Raw genomic sequence first — 13307 nt, 5'->3', positions numbered from 1 at the left:
CCGTAGCATGGATGCCATCAACCAGCCGCTGCTCGATGTGCGCGATCTCTCGGTCGCGTTCCACCATGGCGGCAATACATCGGTCGCGGTCGACAGGGTGTCGTTCGAGATCAAGCGGGGCGAGTGCGTTGCGCTTGTGGGCGAGTCCGGCTCGGGCAAATCCGTCAGCGCCATGTCGATCCTGCGACTGTTGCCCTATCCGACGGCATCACATCCGTCCGGCCATATCCGCTTCAAGGGCCATGAGCTCCTGAGCATGTCAGAGCGCGAGATCCGCGGCATCCGGGGCAACGATATCTCGATCATCTTCCAGGAGCCCATGACCTCGCTGAACCCGCTGCACACCATCGGTGCGCAGATCGGCGAGATACTGCAACTCCATAACGGCATTCGCGGCAGCAAGGCGCGAGAACGAACGCTGGAATTGCTGACGCAAGTCGGCATTCCCGATCCGGAAACGCGTCTCGCCAGCTATCCGCATCAGCTGTCTGGCGGTCAGCGCCAGCGCGTCATGATCGCGATGGCGCTCGCCAATGAACCTGATCTCCTGATCGCCGATGAGCCGACCACCGCGCTGGACGTCACGGTGCAGGCGCAGATTCTCGCATTGCTGGCTGACATTCGTCAGCGGCTCGGCATGAGTCTCCTCTTCATCACCCACGATCTCGGCATCGTCCGCCGTATCGCCGATACGGTGTGCGTGATGAATAACGGCAAGATCGTCGAGCAGGGGCCGGTGGAGCAGGTGTTCACGGCGCCGCAGCATCCCTATACGCGCGATCTGCTCGCGGCTGAGCCGAAGCCGGATCCGGCACCGCCACGGCCCGAAGCGCCGGTGGTGATGTCCACGGACGATCTCAAGGTCTGGTTTCCGATTAAGCGGGGATTGCTGCGCAAGACGGTTGGCCACGTAAAGGCCGTGGACGGTGTCAGCCTGAAAGTGCGGCAGGGCGAAACGCTGGGGGTGGTCGGCGAGTCCGGCTCGGGCAAGACGACTTTGGGGCTCGCGTTGCTGCGGCTGATCTCCTCACAGGGACCGATCGTGTTCCTCAGCAAGGACATTCAGGGCCTGCAGTTCAAGGACATGCGGCCGATCCGACGCGATATGCAGATCGTGTTTCAGGATCCGTTCGGCGCGCTGTCGCCGCGTATGTCAGTCGGCGATATCGTCGCCGAGGGGCTCAGCGTGCATCAGCCTTCTCTTTCGCCGGAGGATCGTGAGACGCGCGTCGTCAAGGCACTGCAGGATGTCGGCCTCGATCCCAAGACCCGGTTCCGCTATCCGCATGAGTTCTCCGGTGGCCAGCGCCAGCGCATCAGCATCGCGCGCGCTGCCGTGCTGGAGCCGAGTTTCGTCGTGCTGGACGAGCCGACCAGCGCGCTCGACATGCTGTTCCAGGCACAGATGGTGGACCTCCTGCGCGAGCTGCAACGCAAGCGCGATCTCACTTATATGTTCATCTCGCATGACCTGCGCGTGGTCGCGTCATTGGCCAGCCATCTCATCGTGATGCGCCATGGCAAGGTGGTCGAAGAGGGCCCGGCTGCGGATCTGTTCAAGAATCCGAAGAGCGATTATACCCGCGCGCTGTTTGCCGCAGCGTTCAGGATCGAAACGGCACCGGGCGGGGATGCTGCGCAGTAGGACACGATGACGAAAGACAACGATCACCGTCCCACCATTACGGACCGTGCTGCCGATGTCGCTGTCTCGGCTCCGACGGTGGTCGGACGCGGCTTCATGACCTACGAGCGCTACGACATCGCGATCATTCGCGCGGACGATGAGACGTTGCGGCAGCAGCGCGACGTGCTGCGTGCGAGCAAGGTGGCAGCAGTAATTCCCATCGATCTGGAGCGCGGCAAGATCGTACTGATCCACCAGTTCCGTTTGCCGGCGCATCTGGCCACGGGGCGTGGCGAGATGGTCGAGATCGTCGCCGGGCGGATCGATGGCGATGAAACGCCGCTCGCCGCCGCTGCGCGAGAATGCGCGGAAGAGATCGGCGTAACGCCGCAGCGTTTGTTTGAACTCTATAGCGTGCTGCCGACGCCAGGCTGCACCGACGAATATATCACGTTCTTTCTCGGCTTCGTCGACAGCAGCAAGGTGCCTGTTCGGGGCGGCCTCGTCGGAGAGACGGAGGATACCCGGCCTTTCGTGGTCCCCATCGACGAGGCGATCGCGGCGCTGGATAGCGGCGCAGTTTACAACGGCTTGATGGTCAGCGCCCTGCAATGGCTGGCGCTGCATCGGGGACGGTTGCAGAACTATTACGAGCGCGCGATGCCTAGCCCAGTCGTCTGATGCTGGTCACGTCGCTGCCGGCCGCCCTGATCCGCGCAATGGCGCCTTTCGTGTCCTCGATGGCCGTTGCCATGTGATGCGCATTGGCATGCACGATCGTGTCGGCATCGCGGGCAATGGCGACGTGGCCCTTCCAGAAAATCAGATCGCCGCGCTTCAGATGCTGCATCTCGGCGTCTGACAAGGCGCGGCCGAGGCCGCTCTCCTGCATGTCGCTGTCGCGGGGGCATCCGGTTCCCGCGGCGGTCAGTGCGATTTGCACCAGCCCGGAGCAATCGATACCGAGGCTGCTCTTGCCGCCCCAGAGATAGGGCGTGCCGACGAAGCGCTCGGCGACCGCAACGAAATCGGTCTCGAACGCACCGATATCCGCGACATGCCGCCTCGGTACGCAATGTCCGGCATTCGTCATCGCAAACGCATCGGTCATCTTGATGATGGCCAGGCGCGCGCCGAGCGGCAGCGTATCTGTCGGCGGCAGCTTGATGGAGGGCCCAGGGAAAAGGAACGTCCGGAGCGCGGTCACTTTGTGTGTTGGCGTCGGCCCGGGTGGATAGAGTGCGAGATCCGAAAGCCAGCCGACATAGCCGTCGCCATTGAGTTGGCCCCAGGCCCAGCCTTCGTCGTTGCGATCGTAGATGGTGAAGCGCTCGCCCTTCAAGGCCTGCGTATTCATTTCTGCGCCGGAGAATGGTTGGAGCCGCATGGAGGCGACGCCATCGGCAACCTCGAACTCTTCGCCGTCGACGAAACGTGCGGCCTCGACCTGACCTTCAAGATATCGCGCGGCCACGTCAGGTCGCGCAGGCGTAAGCCGGGGATCTCGTTTATCCATAGCGCTGACTCAATAGCTGATAGATTGCACGTGCAGCCTGGCATTCGCCACCTTCGGGGCGAGCTGGCTTCGCCGATGGCGTCCAGCCATAGATATCAACATGCAGCCAGCTCTTCGCAGCTTCGACGAAACGCTGCAGAAACAGCGCGCAGGTGATCGAGCCGGCAAAACCGCCGGATGGTGCGTTGTTGATATTGGCGACCTTGGAGTCGAGCCAGGCATCGTAGGGCGCCCAGAGCGGCAGTCGCCAGAGCGGATCGTTCTGCTCCTTCGCACAGCGCGCAACGTCGAGCGCCAGCGTTTCGTCATTGGTGTAGTAGGGCGGCAAATCTGGACCAAGCGCTACGCGTGCAGCGCCGGTCAGTGTGCCCAGATCGACCAGCAGGTCCGGCTTCTCCTCATCGGCATAGGCCAGCGCATCGGCCAGCACCAGGCGACCTTCGGCGTCTGTGTTTCCGATTTCGACCGTCGGACCCTTGCGCGATTTGAAAATATCGAGCGGACGAAAAGCATTGCCGGCCACGGCGTTCTCGACAGCAGGGATCAGCACGCGCAACCGCACTTTCAGCTTGGCGTCCATTACCATCAGCGCCAGCGCCAGGACATTGGCGGCGCCGCCCATATCCTTCTTCATGATCAGCATGCCGCTCGATGGCTTGAGATCGAGGCCGCCCGTGTCGAAGCAAACGCCTTTGCCGACCAGCGTCACCTTCGGATGCGACGGATCACCCCAGGAGAAATCGATCAGCCGCGGCGCGCGCGTCGAGGCCATGCCCACGGCGTGGATCAACGGAAAATTCTGTTGCACGAGGTCGTCGCCGATGATGCAGTTGAAGTCTGCACCAAAACGCGCTGCGAGATCCCTGGCGGCCGCGGCGAGTTCTTCCGGTCCCATATCGTTCGACGGCGTATTGATGAGATCGCGCGCTAGTGCTGCGGCCTCAGCCATGCGGCTGATATCGGCGATATCGACGCCATCCGGCGGCACCAGCTTCACCTTGGGCTCATCATTCTTGCGATAGCGGCGGAAACGATAGCTGCCGAGGGCGAAAGCGAGCACGGCGAGGCGGGTGTCGTGGGGTGCGTTGGCGAAACGGTAGGTGCCCGGTGGCAGCAGGCCGGGCAATTGCCCCGGGCGGAACAGGTCACGGAAGATCGCGCCGTCGTCTTCCAGCCCGAAGATGACCTGGGCGATTGCGCCGTCTTCCGTCGGCAACGCCAGCCAGGCGCCGGGCTTCGCCGTAAAACCGTTGGCCGCGGCGAAAGCTTTCGCGGGCGCGGGGAGCGCCGCACTGATCTCTGGCCAGGTTGTCTTGGTCGCGAAGGTGATCGGAATGGTGGATGCGGCGGCAGCGGCAGCGGTCTCGAAGGCGGAATGCATATGCAGAATCTCGCGAAAGGGAGCGGCAATGACACCTGAAGCGCAAAGGGCGTCAAGCGACGGTATGGGAGGATATGGCGTGGCCAGCGCCAATTAACCAGCCATTAGGGTTAACACTCTATTGCTGAAGTCCTCCGGCCCGCCCGTTCGCTCCATTGTTGAGTCAACCTGTCATGCGTCAGCCCCCTTGTCTTGCCCGGCTTTTGACGACCGCGGCGGTGACCGCGATCCTGGCCGCAGGCCTTGCCGGCTGCAAGACGGCGGGCATGTCCGATATCACCGGTTCCCTTGGCGCTCGGGCGGAAGCACCAAGCGATACCGATCCCGCGCGTGCTGCCGAAGTCTATGGCGAACGCTATCGCGCCAATCCCAAGGATGCTGACGCTGCCCTGCGTTACGGCCAGGCGCTCCGGGCCAACGGCCAGCGGGCCCAGGCCGTTTCGGTGTTCGAACAGGCGACGCTGACGAATCCCGGCAACAGGCCGCTGCTGGCAGGCTACGGCCGCGCGCTGGCCGACGCCGGCAGCTTCCAGCGCGCCTTCGATGTGCTGACCACCGCACATAGCCCAGCCAATCCGGATTGGCGTATCCTGTCGGCACAGGGCGCCGTCCTTGACCAGATGGGGAGGCATGACGAAGCCCGCCGTTACTACGACAGCGCGCTGAAGATCAGGCCGGAGGAGTCGTCCGTGCTCTCCAATCTCGGTCTGTCCTACATGCTCTCGAAGGATCTGCCGCAGGCCGAGGCGACGCTGCGCCGCGCGCAGGGCCGCGGCAATGTCGATCCGCGCGTTCGCCAGAATCTCGGTCTCGTGGTTGGCCTGCAGGGCCGGTTCGGTGAAGCGGAATCTATCGTGAGGGCTGACCTGCCCCCAGACGAAGCAGCGGCGAATGTCGCCTATCTCAAGCAGATGCTGAGCAGTAAAGGTCAGCCCCGCCTGGGCGCCCGGGACGACGACGCGCCGCGTCGGTCGTAATTTCTCGCAGGTCAAATTTCGCAATGACGTTGAGCAAGGCCAAGCTCACCGGCCTCACTGCATCGCTGCGACCTTGATGCCCGTTGGGCCGAGAATGACGACGAACAGAACCGGCAGGAAGAACAGGATCATCGGCACCGTCAGCTTCGGCGGCAGCGCGGCGGCCTTCTTCTCGGCTTCGTTCATGCGCATGTCGCGGTTTTCCTGCGCCATCACGCGAAGGCTCTGACCGAGCGGAGTGCCGTAGCGTTCCGACTGCATTAGTGCCAGACAGACTGATTTGACGCCCTCCAATCCGGTACGCTTTGCGAGGTTCTCATATGCAACCTTGCGATCCTGCAGATAGGACAGTTCGGCCGTGGTCAGTGTGAATTCCTCGGCCAGCGCCACCGACTGCGTTCCGATCTCGATGGACACGCGGCGAAACGCGACTTCGATGGACATGCCGGATTCGATACAGATCAGCAGCAGATCGAGAGCGTCCGGAAATGCGCGGCGGATCGAAAGCTGGCGTTTGGTGATTGCATTCTTGAGAAAGATCATCGGCGCCTGCAGGCCAAGATAGGCGGCACCGAGGCACATGCCGATCTTGATGGGCATCGACTGTTCCATGCGCGAGATGACGAACACATAGAGGATCGCGAAGACGAGGAACACGATCGGCGTGACGGCGCGGAAGAACAGGAAGGTGATATAAGGCGCTTGGCCGCGATAGCCGGCCATGACCAGCTTGTCGAGTGCGGCTTCCTGCGCCAGCCATTTGCTGAGGTTGAAGTCGGTCACAACCTTGGAGACGAGTTGCTTCGGCGTCTGGCGCAGCGACACTCTCTCGCCTTTGGCCATGCGGTCCCGCTCGCGCTGCCGCAGCCGCTCCCGCTCGCTGGCGACCGCTTTCATCCGCTTGGCGAGACCGTCGCCGGCGAACAACGGCGTAAGCAGGCTGTAGGCTGTTGCTGCAACCGCGATCGCGGCAAGCAGCATCGTCATGAAACGGATGTCGTGAAGCTTTGCTATCAGGAGATCGAGCATGCCAGCACCATCAGAAGTCGAAGTTGATCATGCGCTTCATGACGTAGATGCCGCAGGACATCCAGACCACGCAGGCCGCCAGCATCAGGCGGCCTGTCGGATGGGTCCACAGCAGCGAAATATATTCAGGCGTGCTGAGATAGACGAGCAACATCACGATCGGCGGCAGCGAGCCGATGATGCCGGCGGACGCCTTGGCTTCCATCGACATGGCCTGGATTTTCTCGGCCATCTTCTTGCGGTCGCGCAGCACCTTGGAGAGATTGCCAAGAGCTTCCGAGAGGTTGCCACCCGACTTCTGCTGAATCGCGATGACGATGCCGAAGAAGTTGGCCTCCGGAAGCGGCATGCGCTCATAGAGCCGCGCACAAGCCTCGCCGAGCGGCATACCGATCGTCTGAGTTTCGATGATGGCAAGAAATTCGCTGCGTAGGGGTTCCGACGCGTCGGCGGCGACAACCTTGATCGAGTCGAATAGCGGCAGACCGGCCTTGATACCGCGAACGATGACGTCGACGGCATCTGGAAGCGCTTTGAGGAAGGCCGCCTCGCGCCGCTTCTTGAGAAAGCTGAGGATCCAGCGCGGCAGGCCGAAGCCGGCGGCGAATCCGAGACCGGCGGCCGCGAGCAGACCGCCGCCAAACATCATGGTCATTAGGAAGCTTCCGCCTCCCAGAATGCCGGAGATCACCATGAATTTCTGGTCGCTCCAGTCGAGGCCGGCCTGCGCGATCCGGATTCCGAGCGGGATCTTCTTTTCCTTCTGGAGACGTGCTTCGACTTCCTTGAGAGATCCTTCGACCTGCTCGCGCCGGGACCGCTGGTTTCTGTCGACCTGGCGCGCCACGGGCTCCGTCCGCGCGACCGATGCACGGCGGGTTTCGGCCTTCTTCTCGCCGGACAACAGCGGATAGAGAAAAACCCAGGCCAGACCGCCGACAGCGATGCTGGCCATGAATGCCAATGCGAGCGCCTGCATGTTCATCATTCGCTCCTCAGTTCGGCGCTATGACTTCGGCAGCGTCGAGCGCCGCCGCGAGCCGCTTCTCCTCGCCGTAATAGCGGGCACGATCCCAGAACCGCGGGCGGCCAATGCCGGTCGAGCGGTGTCGTCCGATGATGTTGCCGTTGGCGTCTTCACCGACCATGTCGTAGACGAACAGGTCCTGCGTAATGATGGTGTCGCCTTCCATGCCCATCACCTCGGTGATGTGCGTGATGCGGCGCGAGCCGTCGCGCAGACGGGCGGCCTGTACGATGACGTCGATCGACGCGCAGATCATTTCGCGAATGGTGCGCGAGGGCAGCGAGAAGCCACCCATGGTGATCATGGATTCGCAGCGCGACAGCGCTTCACGCGGATTGTTGGCGTGGAGGGTGCCCATCGAGCCGTCATGGCCGGTATTCATCGCCTGCAACAGGTCGAATGCCTCGGGTCCGCGGACTTCGCCGACGATGATCCGCTCCGGACGCATACGCAGACAGTTACGCACCAGTTCGCGCATCGTGACCTGGCCTTCGCCCTCGATGTTCGGCGGCCTGGTTTCGAGCCGCACCACGTGGGGCTGCTGCAGCTGAAGTTCAGCGGCGTCTTCGCAGGTGATGATGCGCTCGTCGTCGTCGATATAGTTGGTGAGGCAATTCAGCAGCGTGGTCTTGCCCGAACCGGTACCGCCGGAGATCAGCACGTTGGCGCGGCAGCGGCCGATGATCTGAAGGATCTGGGCGCCGTCCGGCGAGATCGCGCCGAATTTGACCAGCTGCTCGAGCGTCAGCTTGTCCTTCTTGAATTTACGAATCGTCAGCGCGGGGCCATCGATGGCCAGCGGTGGCACGATGGCGTTGACGCGCGAACCGTCGGCAAGACGAGCGTCGCAGATCGGTGAGGATTCGTCGACGCGGCGGCCGACCTGGCTGACGATGCGCTGGCAGATATTCAACAGCTGCTGATTGTCGCGGAAACGGATGCCGGTCTTCTGGATCTTGCCGGCGACTTCGATGAACACCGTGCCGGCGCCATTGACCATGATGTCGGCGATGTCGTCCCGCGCCAGAAGCGGCTCGAGCGGCCCGTAACCGAGCACGTCGTTGCAGATGTCGTCGAGCAGTTCTTCCTGCTCGGCAATGGACATCACGATGTTCTTGATCGCGATGATCTCGTTGACGATGTCGCGGATTTCCTCGCGCGCGGATTCTCCGTCGAGCTTGGCGAGCTGCGCGAGATCGATCGCCTCGATCAGGGCGCCGAAAATCGTGGCTTTGACCTGATAGTAATTTTCGGAGCGACGCTCTGCGATGACGGGGGCCGCTGGTGCAGCACGCGCGGGTGACAGCGGCGGCGATGACACAGCCGGTGGCGCAGACGCAGCCATCGCGCCGGGAGAGGGCTCCGGCGCGCTGGCGGGCTTGACGGCCCGGACATCGGTATCTGTTCCGCTACGCTTACCAAACACGACAACACTCCATGCGGCGGATTATTTCGACCGCAACTTCTCCAGGAACGGACCCAGGAAGGATCCTCGTGGCTTCTTGGCCTCGCCGCGGCCCGTCAGCCGCTGCGCAATTTGCAGAAAGAGTTCGGTGGTGCGATGGCTGGCCGCAATCTCGGCAATCATCTGACCATTATTGGCGGCCGAGCCGAACATCTGTGGATCGAACGGGATCGTGACGATCGGCGGTGTCTCGATGGCCTTGGCGAATTCGCTGGCGCTGATTTCGGGCCGCTTTGGAACGCCGACCTGATTAAGGCAGTACAGCGGTGCGCGATCATTGGGGCGCGAGGCCTTGATCAGATCGTACATGTTCTTGGTATTGCGCAGGTTGGCGAGATCCGGTGCTGCAACGATCAGGATGTCGTCCGCGCCGATCAGGGCCCGCTTGGTCCAGCCCGACCATTGATGCGGCACGTCGAGCACGATGCAGGGCATTGTCGACCGCAGCGTGTCAAAGATCGAGTCGAAGGCCTCGGCGCCAAAATCATAGACGCGGTCCAGCGTGGCGGGGGCAGCCAGCAGGCTGAGATGGTCGGTGCACTTCGACAGCAGACGGTCGATGAAGGCGGTGTCGACACGATCCGGCGAAAACACTGCGTCGGCGATGCCTTGCGGCGGGTCCTGGTTGTAGTCCAGCCCGGCGGTTCCAAAGGCAAGATCGAGGTCGGCGACAACGGAGTCCAGCGCCAGATCGCGCGCGATCGCCCAAGCGACGTTGTGAGCGATGGTGGACGCGCCGACGCCGCCCTTGGCGCCGACTACGGCAATGATGCGGCCGACCGCCTTGGCTTCGGGCGCCGAGAACAATCCGCAGATCGAACGAACGACGTCGATCGTCGCAACAGGCGCGATCACGTAGTCGCTGACGCCGCGACGAACGAGCTCGCGGTAGAGCGTGACATCGTTGACCTTGCCGATCACCACGACGCGGGTACCGGAATCGCAAACAGTCGCCAGTTGATCAAGGCCAGCGAGAATGTCGCCGCGCGGTTCGGTCTCGAGAACGATGACGTTAGGCGTCGGTGCCGACCGATAGGCCTCGATGGCCGCAGGCATGCCGCCCATCTGGATCTTGATGTGAGCCTTGCCCAGGCGCCTGTCCTCGGCGGCGGCCTGCACAGCGGCAGCGGTTTCCACTGTCTCGCAGAACGCCTGCACCGACACCCGCGGTGCCGGCGCAATATGCTCCTCTGCCGCGGGTGTTGCGGCGGAGGGCTGCTCGTCTGCGGTTTTCTGCGCGTAGCTAATCATTGGCCCACATTGCTGATTCTGGTCTTGTCTTCGGGATAGGTCGTCGCGGTGCTCTCACCCTTGCGATACTTGTCCAGCACGACGGTACGTCGGCCGGCATAGACAGGGGTTTCGGCGCGCGGCTGAACCAGATCCGAAGGATTGGCGACCATGGCGGCGAGATTGCGTTGCTGCGCACAGCCGAGATTGTAGTACGGCTTGTTCGCGAGATAGCCCTTGTTCTTGATCGACGACGCAAGGTCGTCGGGCCAGGTGCCGCACGGACCGGCCGAAGCCGCGATCAGCGGGTAGCTGACGCGGATGGTTGGCAACATACGCGGATCGCTCGGCTGATAGCTGCGCATCAGGACGCCGTTCTGCGGCACGCCGATCGCCATCAGAAGTGAATGAACCTCACGATAAGACTCTTTGGCGGCGCGTGCATTCGGTGTATTGACCGGCACCTCCGCAGTGATGACGCCGGTGCCTTCGCGCAACCAGTCCTGACCGAGCGATACGACATCCGCGCGCTGTGTGGCCGACAGGCCGCCGCGCTGGCTGCCGACGAAGACCTCGGTGGTCTTGGCCCGTTCTTCGACAACGATGGGATGCCGCAGCCGGTAATCGTCCGGTATGCTCGACGTGGTGTCCTGCGCAACGGTCTTGCAGCCGCCGAGCGCAAGCGCCAGGACCAGCAGCGCGCCAGTGGCATTCCGTGTGCGCGAAGAGTGTATCGCTGTGTGATTGATCATGGTCATCGGATACTTGCCCCGTCTCAATCCGTGATGAAGCCGAAAACGCCGCGATAGCTGCGCGTCGGTTGGGTCGGCTCGGTGCGGTGCGGTGCGCCATAGATGCGGTTGACGTTGCCGAGCAGATCGGCCTGCGGATCGGATGCATCCACGAAGCCGTCGTCCGGACGCGAGAGATCCTTCTGCGCGACGGCGCGGACCACATAGGGCGTGACCAGGACCATCAGCTCGGTGTTGTTGTTGACGTAATCCCGGCTGCGGAACAGCGTGCCCAGCACAGGCAATTGCGACATGCCCGGCAGGCCGCTGATGGCCGCTTTGGTCTGCTGCTTGATAAGGCCGGCCATCACCATCGAACCGCCGGACGGAATCTCGAGCGTGGTGTCCGCACGGTTGACCTTGATCGCCGGGATCGACGTTCCGCTGATCGTGACGGAATTTTCCTGCGACAGCTCGGAGACTTCGGTGCCGACACGCAGGCTGATACGACCTTCGCTCAGAACCACCGGCGTAAAGCCCAGCGAAATACCGAATTTCTTGAAGGTAATCTGCGTCGTACAGATCCGCGTCGTGGGATCGCAGGTATTACCGCCGGGGACCGGGAATTCACCACCCGCAAGGAAATTGGCGGTCTCGCCGGAGATCGCGGTCAGCGTGGGCTCGGCAAGCGTCCGGATGACGCCGGCGTTTTCCATCGCCTTCAGCGTTGCCGTGACGGATGGCGTCGATCCGAAGGATGCCTTGAGGGCATTATCGGAGACCAGGCTGCCGCCGCGCGCCGTGAACGGGTTGCTATTGTTGAAGTTGACGACGGACGTGCCGTAGCTCATCGACGCCGACAGATCGACGCCGAGCTGCTTGACAATGTTGCGCTGGACTTCCGCAACGGTGACCTTGAGCATGACCTGATCACGCCCGCGCACCGAGATGCTGTTCACGACCTTGTCCATGCCGCCGACGAGGCGCGCCGCGAGGTCCGCGGCCTGCTGCGCTTCGACCTGACTCGATGCCGTACCCGACAGCATCACGCCATCGCCGAGACCTTCGATGCGAATATCCGTATTGGGCATGGTCTGCTTGAGCGCGGCCCGAATACCATTCAGGTCGCGCGTGACGGCGATATCATAGGCGGCGATCTGCTGGCCGTTGACGTCGAAGAATACGATGTTGGTCTGGCCTACGGTCGCACCGATGATGTAGGCGCGCTGCGCCGAACGCACGACGGCGTTGGCGATCTTGGGATCGGCGACCAGCACATCCTTGATGTCGCGCGGCAGGTCGATAACGATCGACTTGCCGATGCCGAGCGGCAGGAATTTTGCGTTCAAGGCGCCGGCGCTGCCGGCTTGCATGGACGCGGAGTCGGCCGCGAAAACGGGCGTCAATACGGGATTGATCGTGAGCGCCGTGATGGTGGTGAGCGACAGCGCGCGGGCTGCAAGAGCCCGCATCGATCCGCCTGTTGTGATGCGCTTCATCGCCTGCGTCCTTTTGATCACTTCGTCATGGTCGCGGTCGACGGGATGCCGTAACGCACGATGCTAATACTGTCGCGCTTGCCGCCATTGGGATCTTCGACCGGCGCAGGCGCGTTAGCGTCGACCAGGGCCCGCAACGCCAGTGAGATCGTGCCGCTCTGCCGCGCGCGGGCGAGCAACTCGGCCTGTTCGGGCTTCAATTCGAGCGTTGCGGTCTTGCCGACGACTGAGTTCTGACCGTCCTTTTCCTTGGGCGCCTGATCGATGGCGAGAATGCGGATATTGTTCAGGATGATCTCGGAGTTGATGACCTCAATGCCGCTGCGATCCGTACCGCGTTCGCGCTTCGACAGGATCACGTCGACGCGGTCGTTTGGCAGGATGAAGCCGCCGGCGCCGGTTTCCGGCGAAATTTCGGTGGAGACGGCGCGCATGCCGGTCGGCAGAACCGCGGCCATGAAGCCAGCGCCATTGGCGCGCACCAGTTTCGGTTCACGTATCGGTTCGCCGGCAATGAAGGCCGAACGCGCGATGGAGCCGGCGATTTGCGTCGCTGCGTCCGGGCGGCTGTTACGGCTGATGACATTGGTGCTCGCCGCTGATGCGGGCCAGGACTGCCACTGGACATCATCGGGACCGAGCGCCTGACCGAGCGCGATATCGGCCTTGGCAACGAGAACGTCAGTTGTCGGGGCTTCGGCGACCTGAGGGGGCGGCGGTGCGTCCGATGTGCTCGCAAGATATAGCGCCACACTGCCAGCGCCGAGTGCAATGGCGAGGACCACAATGCGTGCGGTATTCATACGCTTCAACTTTCCACATTAC

12 protein-coding genes are annotated in these 13307 nt (G+C 62.7%); 3 read left to right on the top strand and 9 right to left on the bottom strand.

The window, feature by feature from the left end:
• Positions 1-7 precede the first annotated feature (7 nt).
• Both LPB73_RS19100 and LPB73_RS19095 read left to right on the top strand, forming a co-directional pair.
• On the top strand, positions 8-1645 hold the full coding sequence (locus LPB73_RS19100; RefSeq protein WP_120288690.1) for an ABC transporter ATP-binding protein: 1638 nt from the start codon (positions 8-10) through the stop codon (positions 1643-1645).
• Between the two features lie 6 nt (positions 1646-1651).
• Positions 1652-2308, top strand: coding sequence for an NUDIX domain-containing protein (locus tag LPB73_RS19095; RefSeq protein WP_120288691.1), 657 nt, complete (start codon positions 1652-1654; stop codon positions 2306-2308).
• Here LPB73_RS19095 and LPB73_RS19090 read toward each other — a convergent pair.
• Both LPB73_RS19090 and LPB73_RS19085 read right to left on the bottom strand, forming a co-directional pair.
• On the bottom strand, positions 2292-3143 hold the full coding sequence (locus LPB73_RS19090) for an NlpC/P60 family protein (RefSeq protein ID WP_120288692.1): 852 nt from the start codon (positions 3141-3143) through the stop codon (positions 2292-2294). The genes LPB73_RS19095 and LPB73_RS19090 overlap by 17 nt on opposite strands.
• A complete protein-coding gene (locus tag LPB73_RS19085) occupies positions 3136-4524 on the bottom strand; it encodes a leucyl aminopeptidase family protein (RefSeq protein WP_120288693.1) in 1389 nt (462 codons plus the stop codon). Before LPB73_RS19085 ends, LPB73_RS19090 begins: the two co-directional genes overlap by 8 nt.
• A 173-nt stretch (positions 4525-4697) precedes the next feature.
• On the opposite strand from LPB73_RS19085, the gene LPB73_RS19080 reads away from it, so the two are divergent.
• A complete protein-coding gene (locus LPB73_RS19080) occupies positions 4698-5501 on the top strand; it encodes a tetratricopeptide repeat protein (RefSeq protein ID WP_120288694.1) in 804 nt (267 codons plus the stop codon).
• 54 nt (positions 5502-5555) lie between these two features.
• On the opposite strand, the gene LPB73_RS19075 is transcribed toward LPB73_RS19080, so the two are convergent.
• Genes LPB73_RS19075 through cpaB form a run of 7 tightly spaced genes read right to left on the bottom strand, consistent with a single transcriptional unit; the run spans position 5556 to position 13285 of the window.
• A complete protein-coding gene (locus tag LPB73_RS19075) occupies positions 5556-6530 on the bottom strand; it encodes a type II secretion system F family protein (RefSeq protein WP_089261544.1) in 975 nt (324 codons plus the stop codon).
• 10 nt (positions 6531-6540) lie between these two features.
• Entirely contained in the window at positions 6541-7515 is a 975-nt protein-coding gene (locus LPB73_RS19070; protein WP_120288695.1) for a type II secretion system F family protein, read from the bottom strand.
• 10 nt (positions 7516-7525) lie between these two features.
• A complete protein-coding gene (locus tag LPB73_RS19065; protein ID WP_120288696.1) occupies positions 7526-8983 on the bottom strand; it encodes a CpaF family protein in 1458 nt (485 codons plus the stop codon).
• Positions 8984-9004: 21 nt separating this feature from the next.
• The gene (locus LPB73_RS19060) at positions 9005-10273 is read right to left on the bottom strand and encodes an AAA family ATPase (protein ID WP_120288697.1); all 1269 of its coding nucleotides are present in this window, start codon (positions 10271-10273) and stop codon (positions 9005-9007) included.
• Positions 10270-11004 carry a CpaD family pilus assembly protein gene (locus tag LPB73_RS19055; protein ID WP_120289170.1) on the bottom strand — a complete coding sequence of 245 codons (735 nt, stop codon included), beginning with the start codon at positions 11002-11004 and terminating at the stop codon, positions 10270-10272. Before LPB73_RS19055 ends, LPB73_RS19060 begins: the two co-directional genes overlap by 4 nt.
• Before the next feature lie 23 nt (positions 11005-11027).
• Positions 11028-12482 (bottom strand): type II and III secretion system protein family protein, encoded by a 1455-nt coding sequence (locus tag LPB73_RS19050; protein WP_199712028.1) that lies wholly within the window; start codon positions 12480-12482, stop codon positions 11028-11030.
• A 17-nt stretch (positions 12483-12499) separates the two neighbouring features.
• Entirely contained in the window at positions 12500-13285 is a 786-nt protein-coding gene (cpaB, locus tag LPB73_RS19045; protein ID WP_089261538.1) for a Flp pilus assembly protein CpaB, read from the bottom strand.
• Positions 13286-13307: the final 22 nt, after the last annotated feature.

Source organism: Tardiphaga sp. 37S4, assembly GCF_021044645.1.
GTDB classification, from domain to species: Bacteria; Pseudomonadota; Alphaproteobacteria; order Rhizobiales; family Xanthobacteraceae; genus Tardiphaga; species Tardiphaga robiniae.
The sequence above is the reverse complement of the archived record's forward strand: the minus strand, read 5'-3'. Positions and strand labels throughout refer to the sequence as shown.